Here is a 19,118-nt window from a genome sequence, read left to right as displayed (position 1 = left end):
CGGGTACGCCTAAGCGGCGGCGTATCCGAGCGTGGCTTTCGTCTCCAGGAACTCGTCCATGCCCCAATCGGCGTATTCGCGGCCGTTGCCGGATTGCTTGTAGCCGCCGAACGGGGCCGCGGAATCACCGGCCGGGTAGTTGATGTGGACGTTGCCCGCGCGCATGCGGGACGCGACCTGGCGGGCGTGGTTCAGGTCGCCTGACTGCACGTAGGCGGCAAGCCCGTAGACCGTGTCATTGGCCATGCGGATGGCGTCTTCTTCATCCTTGTAGGTCAGGATCGAGAGGACTGGGCCAAAGATCTCCTCCTTCGCGATCCGCATGTCTTGCGTGACGCCGGTGAAGACGGTGGGGCGGATGTAGTAGCCGCGGTTCATGCTTTCCGGCAGGCCGGGGCCGCCGATCAGCACTTCCGCGCCCTCGTCCACGCCGGACTGGATCAGGGCCTGGATCTTGTCGAATTGCACGCGGCTGACCACGGGGCCAAGCTGCGTCGCATCCAGGCTGGGGTCGCCAACGGCGTAGGTGGTGGCGGCGGCCTTCGCGTACGCGTCCACCTGCGCCTTCCTGTCGGCGGGCACGAACATGCGGGTCGGCGCGTTGCAGGACTGGCCGCTGTTCAGGAACACGCCGGCCACGCCTTTGGTGACCGCGCGCTCGAAATCGACGTCCGGCAGCAGGATGTTGGCGGATTTGCCGCCCAGTTCCTGCGACACGCGCTTGACCGTATCGGCAGCCGCCTTGGCGACCAGAATGCCGGCGCGGGTCGACCCGGTGAAGGACATCATGTCGATATCCGGATGCGCCGACATTGCCGCACCAACCGTCGGGCCGTCGCCGTTCACCAGGTTGAACACGCCCTTCGGCACGCCGGCCGCATGCATCGCCTCGGCGAAGATGATGGCGTTCAGCGGCGCGATCTCACTCGGCTTCAGCACCATGGTGCAGCCTGCGGCCAGCGCCGGGGCGACCTTGCACATGATCTGGTTGATCGGCCAGTTCCACGGCGTGATCAGCCCGCAGACGCCGATCGGTTCCTTGCTGATAAGGGTGGCGCCGCGCACGTCCTCGAATTTGTATTCCCGCAGCGACTTGATCATCTGCACGAGGTGGCGCACGCCGACGGCCGCCTGGGCGTTGCGCGCCAGGGTGATGGGGGCGCCCATTTCGCGGGACAGGGCCGTTGCGGTGTCTTCCAGTCGAGCCTTGTATGCTTCCAGCAGCCGTTCCAGCAGCGCCAGACGCTGCTCCCGCGTGGTTTGCGAGAAGGCGGGGAATGCGGCCTTCGCGGCGGCGACGGCGCGATCCACGTCGGCCGCGGACCCGACGGCGATCTGCTCGACCACCTCCTCGTTCGACGGGTTGATCACGTCCAGGAAGGCGGGCTTGATCGGGTCGACCCAGGCGCCGTCGATGTAGAATTTACGTGCGTTTTCCATGACCACCGGCCTTTGTTGTTGTTCGATCGTTGGCATTCGGCATAGCGCGGCAATCACGCGCTGTATTCAGCCGTGCCGAACGAACGCTGCCAGAGGACAGCCGTCGCCGCAACCCTGGGCCAAGCCGGCGGCCGGGGTGGACATCGAGGCGACCTCGTCGTTATATCCCAATGAATACAGCGAAGGCGCGCTATGACGATCTCCGCCCCGGCCCTGTCATGACCCGATTGGCCTACCAGCCTGCGTCGACTCTCCGGGCCGGCATGCACGGGATTACCGCTGCCACCGTGGCGAAATTCGCCCTGCCGATGCCAGCGGGGCCTACGCAGCCGGCGCCGATGCCTGGGCGGCAGCGCACCCGGCTGTGGGAGCTGAGCCCCTCGCTGCATTGTTCGATCATCGGCACCTGCCTCACGACCGGGGAATTGCGTCGGGCGATGGGCAAGTTCGCGAAGGCCGATATCTCCCACCTGAACGACCACGATTTGCATTCGGAAGCCGTGGGCCTGTGTAGTCATCACAATGCGTGCGCCAAGCTGCTGCACAAGACGCTGGACCAGCGGCACGACGGGGTGGTGAGGCAGTTCAGCCGGCTGCAGGGTGAAACGGCGGTGTTGGACGCGTGGCGCACCGCGCGCCAGGCGGGCGACATCCCCGGCGCCTACTGGGCCGTGTTGACCCATCCGGACATCCACCCCACCGGCATCCGCCAGGCCTTCGGCGACGTGCACATGCTGTCCCACCTGATCGGCTCGGCCAACCGGGCGGATGTGAAGCGCCTGGCCGTGCTGGAGGCGGAGAAGGATGCGCTGCTGGCCAAGGTGGAGCGCCAGCAATGCTGCCTGCATGACGCCATCACCACCCGCGACGCCACCATCCGGCAACTCGGCACGCTGGCCGCAGCCGCCCAATCACGCGCGCCGACCGAGGCGGAGGCGGAGGACGCACTGGCCGGGTTCCGCCACCTGGTCGCCGATCTGGAGGCACGACTGGCGGCCGAGATCGGGCGGCGGGAAAGGCTGGAGACGCGGGTGGCCGATGCGACGGAGGCATGCCAGCGCCACGAACGCCGGGCAATCCAGGCAGAGGCGGAGCGCGACCAATTGAGCGGCGAATTGCGGGCGATGGAGGCGTGCCAAGCAATTGCGGCGCCCGCCGCGCACCTGCCGGCGGAGCGTGTGTTGTACGTCGGCGGCCGGCCCGGTAGTGTCGAGCAGATGCGCCAGGCATTGGAAGCTGCCGGGGGCGAGTTGCTGGCGCATGATGGCGGGCAACACGACCATCCCTCGCTGCTCGCCGGGCTGATCAGCCAGGCGCAGCGGGTGGTGTTCCCAGTGGACTGCGTCAGCCACGACGCCGCGCTCACCGTGAAACGGCTGTGCCGCCAGTTGGGCCGGCCGTGGATGCCGCTGCGATCCTCCGGGCTCGCATCGTTCGTCGCTGCGCTCGGTAGCGGCGCGTCCTAGGCTGGTGCTGGGCATGTGCGCAGCCTCAGCCGGCATGCGCATCGGCTGCAACAGGTGCTCGGCCTGTTCGTTATCGCCACGGCCGTCGCGGTGTACTACCAATACGACACGGTGGTCACGGTATGGCTGTCGGACTTCTACCCCAACGCAACCATGGGACTTTGATCATGCGCGCCATGTCTCGCCGGACCGCCTTGTCCGCCGCCGCCGCCGCCGCGCTGGTGCGCCCCGGCCTGGCCCGCGCGGCCGAGGAAGGGATGGGCCATTTCGGCCAGGCGCCGGAATTCGCCGGCATCGCCAACTGGCTCAACTCTGCGCCGCTCACGATGGATGGGCTGCGCGGCAAGGTGGTTCTGATCGATTTCTGGGCCTATTCCTGCATCAACTGCCTGCGCACCCTGCCCTATACCAACCGCTGGTACGACACCTACAAGGACAAGGGTTTCGTGATCGTCGGCGTCCACACGCCGGAATTCGCGTTCGAGCAGGTGACCGCGAACGTGCAACGCGCGATCAGCCGGTTCGGGATCAAATATCCGGTGCCGCAGGACAATGCGATGTCCACTTGGCAGGCCTACGCCAACCAATATTGGCCCGCCGAATACCTGGTGAACCAGCAGGGCGAGATCGTGCTGAAGCATTTCGGCGAGGGCAAATATGACGAGATGGAGAATGCCATCCGCGGCCTTCTGTCCGCCGGGCCGGCCGTCGCGAAGGATAACGGGGTGGACCTGTCCCGCATTGGGTCGCCGGAGATGTATTTCGGCCTGCAGCGCGTGGAGTTTCTCGCCAGCCCGCAGAAGCCGGAGGAAGGCAACGTCGCCTATACTGTGCCGACATCGGCCATGCAGATCAATCAGTTCGCGCTGCAGGGCACATGGACCATGAGCGAGCAGAGCGCGCAGTTGTCATCGGCCACGGGTGGCGTCGTGCTCGCATTCAAATCCGGCAAGTGCTTCATGGTCGCCAGCAGCCCAACCCCGGTCATGTTGACGGTGACGGTGGATGGCCAAACCCAGCCGCCGGTAACGGTGCAGGAAAGCCGGCTCTACACGCTGTACGACAGCGCCAACTACACCACGCACATCATGACCATCGCCGTCTCGAAGCCAGGGTTCGAGGCGTTTACATTCACCTTTGGCTGAACCATTGCCACTTCGTCGTATTCGGATGAGCATATCGGCGTTCGAATGGACCGGGATGGAACACGCAATGTCAGGTTCGATCAGCACGCCGCGCTGACCGTGGCGCCGCCAAAAAACGATCCGCCCCGGCGCGCTGCCCTGTCGGGACAGACGGATTTGGGATATTTCCGCCGCTCACCTTCTACAGGATGCCCGACATGAAGCTCAGCGCCCGCAACCAGATCAAAGGCACCATCACCGCCGTCGTGAAGGGCCAAACCACCGGCCATGTGCATATCGACATCGGCAACGGCATCATCATGCACTCCTCCATCACCAACGAGGCGATCGACGAGTTGGGGTTGAAGGTCGGCGACGCGGCGATGGCCGTCATCAAGGCGTCCGACGTCATGGTCGCGGTCTAGCGCCATGCGGGCGAAGCTCGGCCTGGCCGTGGGGGCTTTGGCGCTGCTGACGATCGCCCCGGCTGGCAGGGGCTTCGCCGCCGATATACCGGGGATCGCCATCATCACCCCGGACGGGACCACTGCGACGATGACGACGGACGATTTGGCCAAGCTGCCGGCCATCACACTGCCCGTCGGCTTCGCGACCGAGCACGGGCCGCGCCAGGCGGTGTTCGAGGGCCCCCTGCTATGGACCGTGCTGGACCAGGCGCATGCGATCGCGAAAGGTGGCCCGGTGCGGCATGTCGTCGGCATCACCGGCCAGGACGGCTACACCGCGACGCTGGCGCTGGGCGAGGTGTCGCCGGATTTCGAGGGCAAACAGGTTATCGTGGCCGAACGGATGGACGGCAAGCAACTGGACCATCCGCGCCTGGTCGTGCCCGGTGACAAAAAAGGCGGCCGCAGCGTGCACGACGTGATCCGAATCGCGGTGATGCCGTTGCCGGCCGCGCATTAGCATGGTGCGCGAGAACGAGGTCCGCCGCGGGGAAGTGGCGGTGCCGTCACCGGCAGCGACCGACGCCGGGCTGGAGTTCATTGGCCGCATCCACACCCCTTGGACCAACCGGATGCAGACCCCGCGCCAGGGACGCGCAGATGGGCCGATCTGCCGGATCGAGCTCTTTGCCCCCTGGGCGCAGGGGCTGCAGGGACTGGCGCAGTATGAACGGGTGGAAGTGATTTACTGGCTGCACCTGTCCCGGCGAGACCTGGTGCTGCAGTGCCCGGCCAATGACGGCGTGGCGCGGGGCACCTTCTCCATCCGCTCCCCGGTGCGGCCGAACCCGCTGGGCACGTCGATCGCGCATCTGGTAGGGATCGAGAATGGGATGGTGCTGGTACGCGGGCTGGACTGCCTGGACGGCACGCCGCTGCTGGATCTGAAGCCGGACCGTACGCTGTTCACCCCCATCGCCCCGCCGCAGCCGGGCGATTTTCAGGTGGGCGACTAGACCGGGTCTTTCTCCGCTTTCCGCGCGACGATGCCGTCGAGGACCGTGAGATGCGGGTGGGCGGTTTTGGAGGCGGCCTGCTCCATGGCGCGATATTGGCGCACGAGGGTCCAGCCGGCCTCCGTCAGGCGCGCGCCGCCGCCGCCGGCCCCGCCGGCCGCGGTTTCCACCAGGGGATTGCCAAAGTTTCGGTTCAGGTCCTCCACTAATTGCCAGGCTCGGCGGTAGGACATCTTCATCGCGCGCCCGGCGGCGGAGATGGAGCCGGAGCGGCTGATCTCCTCGAGCAAGGCCACCTTGCCGGGGCCGATGCGGCCGCCGCTGGCGAGGTCGATGCGGATGCTGAGCTGGTGCGTCGGGCCGGTCATGCCGGGTTCCTCGCTGTGGTGGTGGCTGGCCATATCTGAAAGGCGGCCGGGTCGATGGAGATGTGGCAGGGACCCAGCGCTGCGTCACACCCGGCGTCGGCGATTGCGGGAAGGATGGCTGTGCCGATCTGCACCATCAGGCGGCGCTGCCCGGCGCGGGGTGGGTCGGCCCGCAACACCGTCGCGGGATGGCCTTGCCCGAGGCGAATGCTGCCGGGGCGCACGGCCCAGCCGATGGGCCCGACGGCGAGATCTGGGCCGGCGACGTCCAGGATGACGCCGCCGATATCGATGCGATCCGGGGCCACCGCCTGTCCCACCGCAACCGCCTCGGCGCCCAGCAGGCGGGCGGTTGCCTCGCTCGCGGGTCGTTGGAACACCGCCTCGATAGGACCGGATTGCAGCACGTGGCCATCCTCCAGCAGCAACACCTCATCCGCCAACAGAATCGCCTCTGCCGGGTCGTGAGTGACCAGGATGGTGGTCGCGTCGATCTCTGCCTGCAAGGCCACCATGTCCGCCCGCAGCCGGGCGCGTAGTGGGGCGTCCAGGGCGGAGAAGGGTTCGTCCAGCAGCAACAGGCGGCTGCGGCGGGACAGGGCGCGGGCTAGGGCGACGCGCTGCTGCTGCCCCAGAGATAATTCGGCTGGGATGCGGTGGCCCAACCCGTCCAGCCCTAGCCGCTGCATCCAGTAGGGTGCGCGGGCCGGGTCGCAGTCGACCGCGAAGCGGATCTGCCGGTCGACGGACAGATGCGGCAGCAGCCCGTAATTCTGCGGCACGTAGGCGATGGCGCGCTGGTATGGGGGCAATGCTGTGAGGTCGGTCGACCCCAGCGACAGGGCTGCGCGATCGGCCTGGTCCACCCCGGCGATCAGCCGCAGCGTCGCTGATTTGCCGGAGCCGGATGCACCCAGGATGCACAGCCGCCGGGCCGGCGTGCGCCAGGCGACGTCCAGCACAAATCCGTCCTGCCGCCGCTGGAATGTGAAGGCCAGGGTCTGCGCCGGGGCCACACGCCCGGGTATCGGGCCAGGCGGTGGGAGGGGGAGCGCGTGGGCTTGAAATGGGCGAGGTCGCTGCGGTGCCTCCCCCCGCAGGCTGGCCGCCATCACCACGATCGCGAGGAGGATGGTCGGCAGCAGGATGGGCAACATGGCGGGCAACCCTTGGCTGCCGAATGCCACGTAGGTGTACACGGGCAGCGAATATGGGTGATAGGCCACCATCACGGTCGCCCCGAACTCCCCGAACGCGCGTAGCCACGTCAGCAGGAGGCCGGCCCAGATGCCCGGCGCCGCCAGCCCCAGGCTGACCCGGCGGAACACGGCCCAGGGCCGATGCCCTAGCGTGGCCGCCACGTCCTCCAGCACCGGATCGACGCTGGCGAAGGCGGAGCGGGCGGCGATGATGAGGAACGGGGCGGCGACGAACGCCTCCGCCAGCACGATGCCGATAAACGAATCGGTCAGCGCCCCGCCGGTCAGCCGGCCGAGGGGGCTGGCGTAGCCCAGCAGGAACAGCAGCAGCACGCCGCTGGCCAGTGGCGGCAGCGCCAAGGGCAATTGCACCACGAACCCCAGCAGCGCCATGCCCCGGCCCGGCCGCCGGGCCAGCACGTAGCCGAGGGGAATGCCGCCCAGCGCCACCAGCGCGGTGGCCAATGTGGCGCTGGTGACGGAGACGATGCTGGCCTGGGCCAAGCCGCCCGTGTCGACCCCTGCCCAATCGGCCTGGCCGAGTTGCCCCAGCCCGGCCACAAACGGCGCGACGAGATAGACCGCCAGCACCCCGGCCAGCAGCGCCAGGATGCGCGGCAACTTCATCGCTGGGTGGCGACTATTTCAGGTGGATGGCGGCCGGGATCTTCGTCGCATCGCCCGTCACGGTCGGGGCCACCACGTCCAGACCGTGTTCCTGCATCACGGCCTTGCCCGGCGCGCTCAGCAGGTAGTCGACGAACTTCGCCGCACCCGCCGGGTCGGCGGCGTCGCGCAGGATGGTGACGGTGTAGACGGCGCTGAGCGCGACTTCGGGCGGCAGCGGGATCGCGGGGATCTTCAGGTCCGAGGTTTCGGTGGAGTAGAAGAAGCCGATGTCGATCTGGCCGGATTGCAGGCGGCCGACCAGGTTTTCCTCCGGGCGGACCTGGTCCGGATTATCGGGCGTGCCCAGAACGGCCTTGGCAAGGCCGGGCTGGTGGTAGACTTGCTCGGCCTTGTCCATCAATTGGACGGTCAGCGCGCCCTTCGGGTCCAGCTTGGCATCGGTGCGGCCGATCTTGATGCCGGGTTCGCGCAACACCTCATACCAGGGCTTCGTCTTCAGTTCGGCGGCGAACTTGCTGGTCGGGCTGTAGCCGATCACCAGGGGGGATTGGGCGAAGGTGACATACCAGTTGACCCAATCGCCATTGGCGCCCCCCGTCAGCATGTCGTTGACCTTCGGGTTGGCGCTGATGAACACGTCGGCCCGGCGCAGCTTGCCCTTGATCTGGTTCGCCAGCCCGTTCGATCCGCCGCCAAACCCCTTGAACGTTTCGCCGGATGCCTTGTCGAAGGCTGGGCCGACACCGTGCTCCATCAGGTTCACCAGGGAGCCGGCATACATCACGTTCACATCGGCGGCGGACGCCAGACCCGGCGTCAACAGCATCGCGGCGGCGGCAAGGAGGGGGGTGGCGCGTCGGATCATGGGGGCGTCCTGTCGGTAGAGAGGCTGCGTTATGGTCCGCCAGCCATAGCGCAGGCGACGCCTGGACGCTATCCGACCCCGCGGCGTGCTAGAGAAGGACGGTCCACGCCCCGATCAGCACCACGATCCACGCGGCTGCCATTCTTACTTCCTGCCAATGCATCCGACTTGTCCCACAGCATCTCGTTGGGCGCAGTTTGTGGGACAATGCTTAAATTACGGTGTCGGAAAGGGAGCCGCTGGCCTCAATCAAATCCTAGCGTTAACTTCAATCGCCACCGAAACGACGCAGGTGCCAGATGGTGACCGTTGCAACGACTGCAGCCGAGGTTTACGCGCCCGCGCTGTCCGGTGGGCGGACGCCGCCGATGGCGGTGCATAACCGCAAGAACACGCGGCCCAGTGGCGGCATGTTGCCCCCGGACGGGAACCACTACGTATGCCCTTGGCTGGATGACAGCCTGACCATCCATTCGGACGGCAACGTCTCCTGCGGGTTGGATGACCCGCACGCGCTACGCAGCTTTGGCAACATCACCACTCAATCGGTGGCGGAGATTTACGCCAACCCCGAATTTGGCCGGTTGCGGCAGAAATTATGGAAGGGCCATCGCTGCCGGGAATGCAGCCTGTATCGCCGGGCTGGCGAGACGGAGGCGCCCCCGCGGTCCGTGCGCGGCACCTTGCCGGCGACCGTGGTGATCGAAACCACCGTCCGCTGCAACCTGCGCTGCCCGAACGCAGCCTGCATCCCCAACAATGACCCCGGCCTACGCACCCGCGACCGCGACGACCTTACGATGGACAGCCTGATGCGCGCCGTGGACGAGATGGGCCAGAGCCTGCGAACCATCTATTTCTTCAATTATGGCGACCCCTTCGTCCATCGCGATGCCCCGGCGATGCTGACCTACCTGCGGGCCAACAGCCCCCATGCCCAGATCGTCACCAGCACCAATGCCATCCCCCTGGCGCCGAGGGCGCGTGCGGAAATCGTGGTGCCCTGCCTGGACCAGATCACCGTCACGCTGAGCGGGGTGACGCAGACGAGCTACGCCAAGTATCACGTCAATGGGCAAGTAGGGCAGGCTTTGCTGGGCTTGCAGAATTTGTGCGAGGTAAAACGCGCGCTGAATACGACCGGGCCGCGGATCACTTGGCGCTACCTGCTGTTCCGATGGAACGACAGCCTGGCGGAGATCGACGCGGCGATTGGGTTGGCGAAGTTGTACGGCGTCGACGACTTTAATTTGTATTTGACGCACATGCCGGCCAGCAGCTCGTCCTATCGGTTTGCACCGGGCACATTGTCGTTCACCAAGTATCGTCGCTACATCGACACCGTGTACAATTTCCAATACTCCGAGCCCAATGCAGACGGCTTCCACCCGCTGGAGGACATCCCTGGCATGGGCCGCGCCCGCTGGGCCGGCTGGCGGTCCGATCTGCGGCTTACCCGGCGCGGGCACTGGCTCAGTCTTTCCCTGTCGTCCACCCGTCGCGCCATGGGCGAAGTTGCGGGCATTTGCTTCATCCAGACGGCTTGGGCGACCTATCGGGTAACGCTGGTGTCGCTCGTCTGGCGCGATGTGTCGATCCTGGTGCCGTGGGAGTTGCGCGATTTGGACACGCACGACCTTCAATTGGTGACGCTGGACGAGTGGTTCCCGATCGAAGACATCGGCACCGCCGACACGCGCGGTTTGGGCGTGCTGGTGCGGGAGGAGTGCGATCCGTGCCTGTCGGACCGCGACCACGCCAGCGCGCATCTGGCGCTGGAGATGGCAAGCCCGGACGAGATCCGCCAGTTGTCGGGGTTGCTGCGCGATGTGCCGCCGCTCGTTCTCCATACGCATGGCGGGCAGGCTATGCTGTGATCACCAGCAATTGGCGCCCTTCGGATCGACAGGGGTGGCTTTCAGATCTATGAATCGGCGGCAAAGACGCCACTATCAGCACACTATGTCACAATCAATAGACCCTGGAACGATACTTCTGTAATGCAAGTTGAAACCCACCAGGCGCCGCATCTTCGTGGATTTTCGCTCTATTCTGTTGGCATAAGCCAGATCTACTCCGGCATCTTTTTGTCGAGCATGCCGTCATGAACGGCCGGCTTATTGTTGCTGCTGGTGGCGCGATCTTCATCGCCATCATTCTGGCCGTCGATCTTTCGACGAGAGTGACGTTTCGCACCTTGCTGGCCATCTACTGGTCGGTCTTCGTCGCTGCGGCGGTCTACGGGGCCAGTCAATCGGATTTATTTGGTGACGTGCTATGGTCGCTGAACCATCGCTCGCAGCCCGCGGAGCAACGAGCCTTCATCTCGGACACCGAACCGCATTTGAAATCCGACTACTGTTCGATCACAACGGACGGGTCGCGATGGAATGGCGTTGTCGACACCGCGATGCCGTCGTTCAACGGCAAAAGCGTATATTTGAGACTCCAATTCGGCGCTCATGCCGTGGCCTCTAACTTCGCGGCCTATAATAACGCCCAGGACGACACCTTACAGCAGCATCCCGATGCATTGGCTGAGGCGCAGAAGCTGCAGGCTGGCGATACCGTGTCGTTCTCCGGGGCGCTGATGGCCAATGCGAATTTTTGCCGCAAGGGTGCAGACAGCGCTAACGGTGCGGCGGAGTTCGTCGTGAAGTTGCAAGACGTCAAGTATATCAACACGAATACTTGGCTCGGCGACAACGCGGTCTTGTTTGCCGCGTGGGCCATCGCTGTGGGGCCGGCTTGGCTTGCGCTACTGGTGATTGATCGGATCAGAAGCCGCCGGTCTTCGGCGGTTTCCTAGAGCTCTCTGTTTTGGCGAGCATTTTTATTCGCCCGATGATTCTCATGGCGCGGAACATGCTCGAGGTCTGGCCGGCACGTCGTGGCAGCAAGAGGGTCGTCCGGCGAGGGGTCGGTTAGTATTGCGGGCTGCTATCGTCTGAATGCGAAAAGAAACTCCACCGCCGCCGGCGTCGCGCCAACGCCAGAATCACGAACCCCGTCGCAAGGCACATGACTCCAGCCGGTTCGGGGACTGAGACGGTTTCGAATGGCTGCGGATCGCTCAGAAATGTGGCGTCCGAGTAGCCGAGCGAGTCGCCAGCGGGCACGTCGATATGGAAGATTCCCGTGTCGGCGAAGTTGGCCGAACTGACCGTGCCGCTGGTGTGGACGCTCGCCAGGATCTTCAGGTTCAAGCTCTCGCCACTGGTGGCAGAACACACTCCGGTTAAGTAACGATCGACGGTGCTAGCCGCTGGTGTGGCGTACTGGGTGTAGACGCTGTTGCAACTTTGGGCGTCCACCCCGAATTGCATGCTATAGCCGCTGGCATCCAAGTAAGGGGCGGGCACCGGCGACACTTGGATCGAACCGATCAATTCGAACGTATACGTGAAGGTCCCGGTGTAATCCGGCGTGGCCATCTCATCGATCTCGATAGATGCCGCCCCAAACTGCCCTTGTGAGGACAAGTGCATGGTTCCAGTGGTTTGGTTCACGGAGGCTGACGAGAAGCCGTAAGGATCGACGCTGGTTGCGGAGTTGGCACCAGTGACGGTGTTATCCTGCGATGGGCGATACGGAATATACGTGTAGGAGAAGGCGTCGGCCATGACTGAAGCGCGCGCCGCCGGGCTACCTATGACGAGCGCCAGCGCGATGAGGACGAGTTGGCCCCCAATTAGGTTTCGTTGCGGTGACCTCGCCGCTTTCCCAGCTTTGGCTGTTAGGCCTGACGTCGGAGCTTCGCGGACCAAACAAGATTTCATTGTTAAACCCCAGTTTCACTCCTTACGGAGCCCAGAGTTAGAGTGGCAAGATTTGGGCCACGACATTAGATGCTTGAAATCGAGAGAATTTTGAATATGACAACGCAGCGTGTGTAACATAATCTGACACAGGGAACTTCGCCTTGGGTTCCCAATATACCCCTCGGGGATGCGCCAGACAGGACAGCAACCGCAGCATCTACCGCCCGACGCTTACCCCGATCTACTCCCGAAACCAGGAAGAAGCGTCGATCTCCAATACTCGAACGGCAACCTTATCCGATTATTGGCGTCCCGTAGGGGATTCGAACCCCTGTTACCGCCGTGAGAGGGCGGTGTCCTAGGCCTCTAGACGAACAGGACGTAGCCGGGCGCTGCATTAGGACGAACGGGTGCGGTTCGCAACCCTGTTTCAACAGTTATCAGCAACTCCGCTCCCCTCATCGTGCCAGGCCGACCCGGCCCACAACTTGGCCAGAGCGAGTGTCTAGCAGCAGAATTCGGTCGGGGCCGCCCCCCTGTAGCAGTAATGCAAGCTTGTCGCCCGCCGTGGTGATGGCTTGCATGTGCGTGCCCGTGGGCTCCTCCAGCACTAGCGCGGCTTGCATGGGGGCGGACGACAGGCGGTGTACCACCGTGATCGCGAGCGTTGCCACCCCGGCTACGATCAGAACCCCCATCACGATCACCACCGCCAACATCGCTCGCATGCACATCCCTATCTCGCTTCGCTCGGCCCGGCGCGCTATGTCGGCGGGATGAGCGATCTGCCAGACGGCGCCTGGAGCCTGGTCGCCGAGTCGGCGGATGCAGGGCTTCGGCTCGACCGGTTTCTGACGGACGGGATCGGCACGCTTTCACGGTCTCGCGTCAAGAGCCTGATCGAAGATGGGCATGCGACCGTCCAGGATGTCGTCACCACCGACCCGGCGGCTACCGTGCATGCCGGGTGGCGCTACGCCCTTGTTCCGCCGCCGCCGACCCCTGCCCGGCCGATCGCGCAGGACATCCCGCTGACGATCCTGTTCGAGGATCGGGACCTGCTGGTGCTGGACAAGCCGGCTGGGCTGGTGGTGCACCCGGCGCCGGGTAACCAGGAGGGCACGCTGGTCAACGCGCTGCTAGCACATTGTGGCGATAGTCTGCCGGGCATTGGCGGGGAGAAGCGGCCGGGCATCGTCCATCGCCTCGACAAGGACACATCGGGCGTCATGGTCGTCGCCAAGACCGACTCGGCCATGGCGGCGCTGGGCGAGGCGTTTGCCACCCGCACCCTGGAACGTGCCTACCTCGCGTTGTGCTGGGGCGTGCCCAGCCCGACCGTAGGGGAGATCGAGGGTGCGATCGGGCGGGATCCGCGGGACCGCAAGCGCATGGCCGTGGTGCCCAGGGGTGGCAAAGCTGCGCTCACGCGGTATCGGGTGCAGCGGGCCTGGGGTGCGGCGGTGGCGCTGGTGGAGTGTCGGCTGGCGACCGGGCGCACCCACCAGATCCGGGTCCATATGGCGTCCGCCGGTAACCCTCTCCTAGGCGATCCGGTGTATCTTCGCCGCATACCGGGCGCGGCGAAGCATTTGCCGCCGGGTATTCGCACGCCTTTGCTCGCGTTCCCTCGGCAGGCGCTACATGCTGCCGTGCTGGGGTTTACCCATCCCCGGACGGGGGAGGAATTGCGGTTCGAGACCCCGCCGCCTGCGGATTTTGCAGGCCTTGTCGAGCAGCTTGACACCCTGGTGCAACCGCGACGGTTGCAATCCCCTTGACAGGACCAGCGCGGTCCTGTATCACCTTCGTCATCAGATGCGCGTGCATCTGGCGCCATCCCGGAGCCCGCTGCCTAATGAGGGGCGATCTCTAGGACGTGAGGAGCCAGAACCGCATCAACGCTTGTTCTGCACTGCAACCAAGGTCAGCCTTCGCCGTATAGGGTCGGTGTCCGGCGGTGTGGACAAAAGGAGTTCGTCATGGCTGCTGCTGTGATTAATGTTGCACCTGAAGGCAACCTCTCACGTTACCTGCAGGAAATCCGCAAGTTTCCAATGCTTGCGCCGGATGAAGAGTTGTCGTTGTCGAAGGCTTGGCGCGATTCGGAAGATATGGATGCGGCGCATAAGCTTGTCACCTCCCATCTGCGTCTCGTTGCAAAAATCGCCATGGGCTATCGCGGGTATGGCTTGCCAGTCGGCGAGCTGATCAGCGAGGGCAATGTCGGCATGATGCAGGCGGTCAAGCGGTTCGATCCGGATCGTGGGTTTCGCCTGGCGACCTACGCCATGTGGTGGATCCGTGCCGCCATCCAGGAATACATCCTACATAGCTGGTCGCTGGTGAAGATGGGCACGACTGCGGCGCAGAAGAAGCTGTTCTTCAACTTGCGCCGGCTGAAGGGCCAGATGCAGGCGATCGAAGATGGTGACCTGAAGCCCGAGCATGTGGCCAAAATCTCCCGCGTGCTGCAGGTGCCGGAGCAGGACGTCGTCAGCATGAACCGGCGCTTGTCCGCCCCGGATCATAGCCTGAACGCGCCGGTTCGCGCCGATAGCGAGGGCGAGTGGCAGGATTGGCTGGTGGACGAGTCGCAGGGCCAGGAAGCAGAGCTTGCCGACCGCGAGGAATACTCCGGCCGCAAGGCGCTGCTGGGAAATGCGCTGAAGACGTTGAACGAGCGGGAGCGCCACATCCTGATTGAGCGGCGGCTGAAGGATAACCCGACCACCCTGGAGGAACTGTCGCAGCAATACTCCATCTCGCGAGAGCGGGTGCGCCAGATCGAGGTGCGTGCGTTTGAGAAGCTGCAGAAGTCGATGAAGCAGCAAGTGGTCGAGCAACGGTTGTCGATCCCGATGGCCGCCTAGTCCGGCGGCCTCGTTTGGTAGTCTGGACGATCGAAGCCTCCTTCCTGGTGACGGGAAGGAGGCTTTTTCTATTTGGGGGGTTGTTCGTCCGTCCACTCGACGATGAGCTTGTCGCGCTCCTGAGTCAGTTGCCGTAGAGCCCGGGCCGAGCGGGCATCGAGCGCCAGGCGGGTGAGGATGTCGGCAAGTTGGCCCGCGAGCCAGCCGGCGCCGCAGGCGGTCCAGGCGAGCAGCGGACGGCCTGGGTCGCTCAGCAGGTCCAGCGACGCGTCGAGCGATCCACCATGCTCCCACAGCACGCGTAGCGGCATGAAGGTGCAGGCGGCGCCCCTCAGCATCATGCCGCGGGCGAGCGGCCGGGTCTTGCCCTGCTCCATCGCATAGGTGGCAAAGGCCGGCGCCATCAGCACGCCGATCATCAGGGCGGTGCCGGGCACCACCGCCACTGCCACGCCGCAGATGACGCCCTGCAACCAGAACCATGACCGGCGCGGTACCGCGGGGGTGGCCGAGGCAGACGCCTTGGCCATCAGCCAAATACCGCGAAGCCGAGTGCCACGACACAGGCCAGCAGGCCCACGCCATCGGCGACTTCATGGCCGACCCGGCGCGCTTGCGCCGCCTTGATCTCCGCCAATTCGGACCATTCGGCCAACGCGGCCTCGATCTCCGCCAGCCGTGCCTTGGCGCCGGCGAGGCCATGCTTGTCGCTCTCCTGTTCCGGCTCGTCGTCCAGCATCGCCGCCATGGGGGCCAGCTGGCCGGCTTGGGCCAGGGCGCTCAGCCGCTCGGCCAAGCGCTGCCGCCGCGACCGGCTGCTGAAATGCTGCAGCATTGGCTGCACCGCATCGGCGGCCCAGCGGCTGAGGTTTGGCAGGTCGGTCGTGGAAAGCTTGCCCTGCAGCCGGGCCAACAGGCGCAGCTGCGATAGCAGGTCCGGTGCGGTCATTGCCCCCGCCAGGCGGCTCAAATCGACGTCCAATCGCTCATCCCGGCGCGCCTCAATGAAGGTGGCGATCTGCCGGTCCACCAGGGGCTGGTCACCGCGGGGCGATCGCGCGGCGGTGGCCTCCAGCGCCGGCAGGATGTCCGCCAGGCGAACCACCCAGGCGCGGGCCGTGGCGGGCGACTCGCAGGGGACCATGGGGTTCAAGTGGTAGGACAGGCGCCAGGCGCCCGCACCCGTGCGGCTGCCGGTGAACCAATGGCGGGTCTCCAGGCCTTCCAGGCGGGAGACCGTGGCGTCCCGACCACCGCCGCGCTTTTCCACCCAAGCAGTGGGGACCTGGGCGGTTGCGATTTCGGCCAGGGCCTCGGCCTGCTCGGGCGCAAAGTGCAGCGCGTTGTCCAGCGCGTTGGCTAGGCCGTCCGGCCAGATAGCCAGTCCACGCCAGACCAGCGGGGCGGCCGGGTCCAGAAGCGCAATGGAGCGGGTAATCAGCATCGCATCGGCCTTGCCGTCGGCAGCCAACACCTCGGCATCGCGCATGCGTGCGGCCTCGTCGATGGCGGAGGCGGCGGTTACATCACCTACCCCACGCCGCAGCCAGCGGTCGATCGTGCCATTGCGCAGCATTGGGCTGGCGGCGTTGGGCGCGCGCATCAGCGCATGGGCCAGCATGCGCGACGTCCAGGCATGCTGCCCACCGACCTCGATCGGGCGTTGGGCGCGACGGGCGGGCCGGGCGGCGATGCGCCGGGCGCGGGCGGCTGCCGGGTTGGCCAGCAGGGCGGGTGATGGCCGATGCTCCGGATCGTCGGCCAGCATACCGCGCACCAGGTCCACTAGGATGGGCGGCAATCGGTGATTGCCGACGATGGCGGAATAGCTGCCGAATTCCAGTTTGTTGCGCAGCACCTCCTCGTCCGGGACGCCCTCTACAGGGTTGGCGCCCAAGGCCAGCATCACCATCAAGGCGCCCAGGGAATAGACGTCATCGGCGATACGACCATCGCCGCGACCGGCGGGCAGACAGACGGCGGAATAGGCTGGTTCCATCCAGCTTGGTTGGTGACAGGCGGGTGGGGTGGCCCAGGCGCAGCCCAGCGTTACCGGCGTGCGCGGGGCGGATTGGAACAGATTGTCCGGGCGGATCGCCCGGTGCGTCACGTCGCGCGCCTGCAGTTCGCCAAGGGCCAGCGCCATCGGCTTCAGCACGAAGTCGGTCAGTTCTGCCTCGGGCCAGGCGCGCAGGTTCGCCAGCAAGGAGGGCCCGGGCGGGGCGGGGCAGATGACGAAATAGCCGGTTTCGCCGCCCGGCATCGTGGTCGGACCATGGGCGACCGGTGGCAGCATATGCGGCGTTCCGAGGTTGGACACGGCGCCCAACGCCCGCCCGCGGGCGGGCCAGCCGCGGCTGACCGCGACGGCCATGAAGCCGGGCACGCCGCCCCTGCTGGCGGCATAGGTCGTCAGCGGCGGGGCCGCGTTCGGCATCGGCTGATCGAAATCGACGGCGTAGAGGCCACCGATCAGCGCGGCGGCAGCCTCCTTCGGCGATGTGGCCATTTTGGCTTGCCCGAAGTTTGCAAGCCCATCATGCCGCCGCCGAAGTTAACAAGCGGTTTCCCGTGCGTGACACGCCGCCGGGGCGGCTCAGCCCTCGAACGGGTCGCGCATCAGGATGGTGTCGTCCCGCTCCGGGCTGGTGGACAGCAGGGTCACGGGCGCCTCGACCAATTCCTCGATCCGGCGGACATATTTGATCGCCTGCGCCGGAAGGTCGGCCCACGAGCGGGCGCCGCGGGTGGAGCCGGACCAGCCTTCGACGGTTTCGAAGATCGGCTTTGCGGCGGCTTGCGCGCCGGGTGCGGCGGGCAGGAAGCGCAGGGTTTGGCCGCCCAATTCGTAGCCGGTGCAGATCTTCAGCTCGGGCATGCCGTCCAGCACGTCCAGCTTGGTCAGCGCCAGGCCGGTGATGCCGCCGACCTTGACGGCCTGGTGCACCATGGCGGCGTCGAACCAGCCGCAGCGGCGCGGCCGGCCGGTGACGGTGCCGAACTCGTGCCCGCGTTCGCCCAGCTTGCGGCCGATCTCGTCTGTCAGTTCGGTCGGGAACGGGCCGCTGCCGACGCGGGTGCAGTAGGCCTTGGCGATGCCCAGCACGAAGCCCACGGCCGATGGCGGCATGCCGGAGCCACTGGCCGCGGTGGCGGCGATGGTGTTGCTGCTGGTGACGAACGGATACGTGCCGTGATCGACGTCCAGCATGACCGCCTGCGCGCCCTCGAACAGGATGCGCTGGCCGGCGCGGCGGGCCTCGTCCAGGCGGACCCAGACTTGCTCGACATGCGGGAGTATGCGGGGGGCCAGGGCCAGCAAATCGTCCAGGAGTTGCTGCTTCTCGAACGTGTCGGCACCCAGGCCGCGCAGCAGCGTGTTGTGGTGCAGCAGCAGTTCGTCCAGCTTGTCGGATAGGGTTTGCGGCTCGGCCAGGTCGCACATGCGGATGGCGCGGCGGGCGACCTTGTCCTCGTAGGCCGGCCCGATGCCACGGCCGGTGGTGCCGATCTTGCGCTCGCCACGGGCGGCCTCGCGGGCACGGTCCAGTGCGGCATGCAGCGGCAGGATCAGCGGGGCGTTATCGGCGATGCGCAGATTGTCGGGCGACACGTTCAGCCCTTGGGCGCGGACGCGATCCATCTCGGCCAGCAGGGCCACCGGGTCGACGACGACGCCGTTGCCGATGACGCCCATCTTGCCGCGGACCAGGCCGGAGGGCAGCAGGCTGAGCTTATAGGTCTGGTTGCCGACCACCAGCGTGTGCCCGGCATTATGGCCGCCCTGGAAGCGGACCACGATATCGGCGCGGCTGGCGAGCCAGTCCACAACCTTTCCCTTGCCCTCGTCACCCCATTGGGCGCCGATCACCGTCACATTTGCCATATCAATCCGTGTCCTGTTGGGGGTGCGAGCGGCACCCTCACCTACCCTGTTCCCGTCGGGAGAGGGCTTATATCCGTCGTCGT

General features: G+C 65.8%; 19 protein-coding genes and 1 tRNA gene. 10 read left to right on the top strand and 10 right to left on the bottom strand.

The features are described 5' to 3' along the window. Positions 1 to 9 precede the first annotated feature (9 nt). Entirely contained in the window at positions 10 to 1,440 is a 1,431-nt protein-coding gene (locus GSQ76_RS20045; protein WP_158745885.1) for an aldehyde dehydrogenase family protein, read from the bottom strand. 218 nt (positions 1,441 to 1,658) lie between these two features. Here GSQ76_RS20045 and GSQ76_RS20040 point away from each other — a divergent pair, with 218 nt between their 5' ends. The 6 genes from GSQ76_RS20040 (at position 1,659) to tsaA (ending at position 5,453) form a co-directional block, all read left to right on the top strand. After that, positions 1,659 to 2,906, top strand: coding sequence for a DUF2325 domain-containing protein (locus GSQ76_RS20040; RefSeq protein ID WP_158745884.1), 1,248 nt, complete (start codon positions 1,659 to 1,661; stop codon positions 2,904 to 2,906). A 15-nt stretch (positions 2,907 to 2,921) separates the two neighbouring features. Next, on the top strand, positions 2,922 to 3,071 hold the full coding sequence (locus tag GSQ76_RS20035; RefSeq protein ID WP_158745883.1) for a hypothetical protein: 150 nt from the start codon (positions 2,922 to 2,924) through the stop codon (positions 3,069 to 3,071). A 2-nt stretch (positions 3,072 to 3,073) separates the two neighbouring features. After that, positions 3,074 to 4,051: a thioredoxin family protein gene (locus tag GSQ76_RS20030; RefSeq protein WP_158745882.1), complete on the top strand. Its 978-nt coding sequence runs from the start codon at positions 3,074 to 3,076 to the stop codon at positions 4,049 to 4,051. 197 nt (positions 4,052 to 4,248) lie between these two features. Beyond that, on the top strand, positions 4,249 to 4,455 hold the full coding sequence (locus GSQ76_RS20025; protein ID WP_158745881.1) for a molybdopterin-binding protein: 207 nt from the start codon (positions 4,249 to 4,251) through the stop codon (positions 4,453 to 4,455). Between the two features lie 4 nt (positions 4,456 to 4,459). Next, entirely contained in the window at positions 4,460 to 4,957 is a 498-nt protein-coding gene (locus tag GSQ76_RS20020; RefSeq protein ID WP_158745880.1) for a hypothetical protein, read from the top strand. Between the two features lies 1 nt (position 4,958). Beyond that, entirely contained in the window at positions 4,959 to 5,453 is a 495-nt protein-coding gene (tsaA, locus tag GSQ76_RS20015) for a tRNA (N6-threonylcarbamoyladenosine(37)-N6)-methyltransferase TrmO (RefSeq protein ID WP_158745879.1), read from the top strand. Here tsaA and GSQ76_RS20010 read toward each other — a convergent pair. Genes GSQ76_RS20010 through GSQ76_RS20000 form a run of 3 tightly spaced genes read right to left on the bottom strand, consistent with a single transcriptional unit; the run spans position 5,450 to position 8,515 of the window. Further along, positions 5,450 to 5,821 carry a winged helix-turn-helix domain-containing protein gene (locus GSQ76_RS20010; protein WP_158745878.1) on the bottom strand — a complete coding sequence of 124 codons (372 nt, stop codon included), beginning with the start codon at positions 5,819 to 5,821 and terminating at the stop codon, positions 5,450 to 5,452. The two genes, tsaA and GSQ76_RS20010, sit on opposite strands and share 4 nt — an antisense overlap. Continuing rightward, a complete protein-coding gene (locus GSQ76_RS20005) occupies positions 5,818 to 7,647 on the bottom strand; it encodes an ATP-binding cassette domain-containing protein (RefSeq protein ID WP_158745877.1) in 1,830 nt (609 codons plus the stop codon). Before GSQ76_RS20005 ends, GSQ76_RS20010 begins: the two co-directional genes overlap by 4 nt. Before the next feature lie 13 nt (positions 7,648 to 7,660). Then, a complete protein-coding gene (locus tag GSQ76_RS20000; RefSeq protein ID WP_158745876.1) occupies positions 7,661 to 8,515 on the bottom strand; it encodes an extracellular solute-binding protein in 855 nt (284 codons plus the stop codon). Positions 8,516 to 8,814: 299 nt separating this feature from the next. Here GSQ76_RS20000 and GSQ76_RS19995 point away from each other — a divergent pair, with 299 nt between their 5' ends. Continuing rightward, positions 8,815 to 10,392, top strand: a complete 1,578-nt coding sequence (locus GSQ76_RS19995) for an SPASM domain-containing protein (protein WP_158745875.1) — start codon at positions 8,815 to 8,817, stop codon at positions 10,390 to 10,392. A gap of 227 nt (positions 10,393 to 10,619) precedes the next feature. Continuing rightward, positions 10,620 to 11,324 carry a hypothetical protein gene (locus tag GSQ76_RS19990; RefSeq protein ID WP_158745874.1) on the top strand — a complete coding sequence of 235 codons (705 nt, stop codon included), beginning with the start codon at positions 10,620 to 10,622 and terminating at the stop codon, positions 11,322 to 11,324. A gap of 115 nt (positions 11,325 to 11,439) precedes the next feature. Here the strand turns inward: GSQ76_RS19990 and GSQ76_RS19985 are convergent, their stop codons facing one another. The 3 genes from GSQ76_RS19985 to GSQ76_RS19975 form a co-directional block, all read right to left on the bottom strand. After that, positions 11,440 to 12,138, bottom strand: a complete 699-nt coding sequence (locus GSQ76_RS19985; RefSeq protein WP_158745873.1) for a hypothetical protein — start codon at positions 12,136 to 12,138, stop codon at positions 11,440 to 11,442. A 443-nt stretch (positions 12,139 to 12,581) separates the two neighbouring features. After that, positions 12,582 to 12,657, bottom strand: a tRNA-Glu gene (locus tag GSQ76_RS19980). Positions 12,658 to 12,734: 77 nt separating this feature from the next. Further along, positions 12,735 to 13,004, bottom strand: coding sequence for a DUF6476 family protein (locus tag GSQ76_RS19975; protein WP_254070519.1), 270 nt, complete (start codon positions 13,002 to 13,004; stop codon positions 12,735 to 12,737). Positions 13,005 to 13,052: 48 nt separating this feature from the next. Between GSQ76_RS19975 and GSQ76_RS19970 the strand changes: the two genes are divergently transcribed. Together GSQ76_RS19970 and rpoH are read left to right on the top strand one after the other, a co-directional pair. After that, the gene (locus GSQ76_RS19970; protein WP_158745871.1) at positions 13,053 to 14,057 is read left to right on the top strand and encodes an RluA family pseudouridine synthase; all 1,005 of its coding nucleotides are present in this window, start codon (positions 13,053 to 13,055) and stop codon (positions 14,055 to 14,057) included. 201 nt (positions 14,058 to 14,258) lie between these two features. After that, positions 14,259 to 15,149 (top strand): RNA polymerase sigma factor RpoH, encoded by an 891-nt coding sequence (gene rpoH, locus GSQ76_RS19965; RefSeq protein ID WP_158745870.1) that lies wholly within the window; start codon positions 14,259 to 14,261, stop codon positions 15,147 to 15,149. A gap of 68 nt (positions 15,150 to 15,217) precedes the next feature. Here rpoH and GSQ76_RS19960 read toward each other — a convergent pair whose 3' ends face one another. The 3 genes from GSQ76_RS19960 to GSQ76_RS19950 form a co-directional block, all read right to left on the bottom strand. Next, complete coding sequence (locus GSQ76_RS19960; protein WP_158745869.1) at positions 15,218 to 15,679, bottom strand: hypothetical protein; 462 nt, start codon at positions 15,677 to 15,679, stop codon at positions 15,218 to 15,220. Next, positions 15,679 to 17,658 carry a hypothetical protein gene (locus tag GSQ76_RS19955; RefSeq protein ID WP_158745868.1) on the bottom strand — a complete coding sequence of 660 codons (1,980 nt, stop codon included), beginning with the start codon at positions 17,656 to 17,658 and terminating at the stop codon, positions 15,679 to 15,681. The genes GSQ76_RS19960 and GSQ76_RS19955 overlap by 1 nt, the downstream gene beginning before the upstream one ends. Positions 17,659 to 17,745: 87 nt before the next feature. Next, positions 17,746 to 19,035 carry an adenylosuccinate synthase gene (locus tag GSQ76_RS19950; protein ID WP_158745867.1) on the bottom strand — a complete coding sequence of 430 codons (1,290 nt, stop codon included), beginning with the start codon at positions 19,033 to 19,035 and terminating at the stop codon, positions 17,746 to 17,748. Positions 19,036 to 19,118 lie beyond the last annotated feature (83 nt).

The sequence above is a fragment of the Acidisphaera sp. L21 genome, assembly GCF_009765685.1.
In the GTDB taxonomy this organism is placed as follows: Bacteria; Pseudomonadota; Alphaproteobacteria; order Acetobacterales; family Acetobacteraceae; genus LMUY01.
The sequence above is the reverse complement of the archived record's forward strand: the minus strand, read 5'-3'. Positions and strand labels throughout refer to the sequence as shown.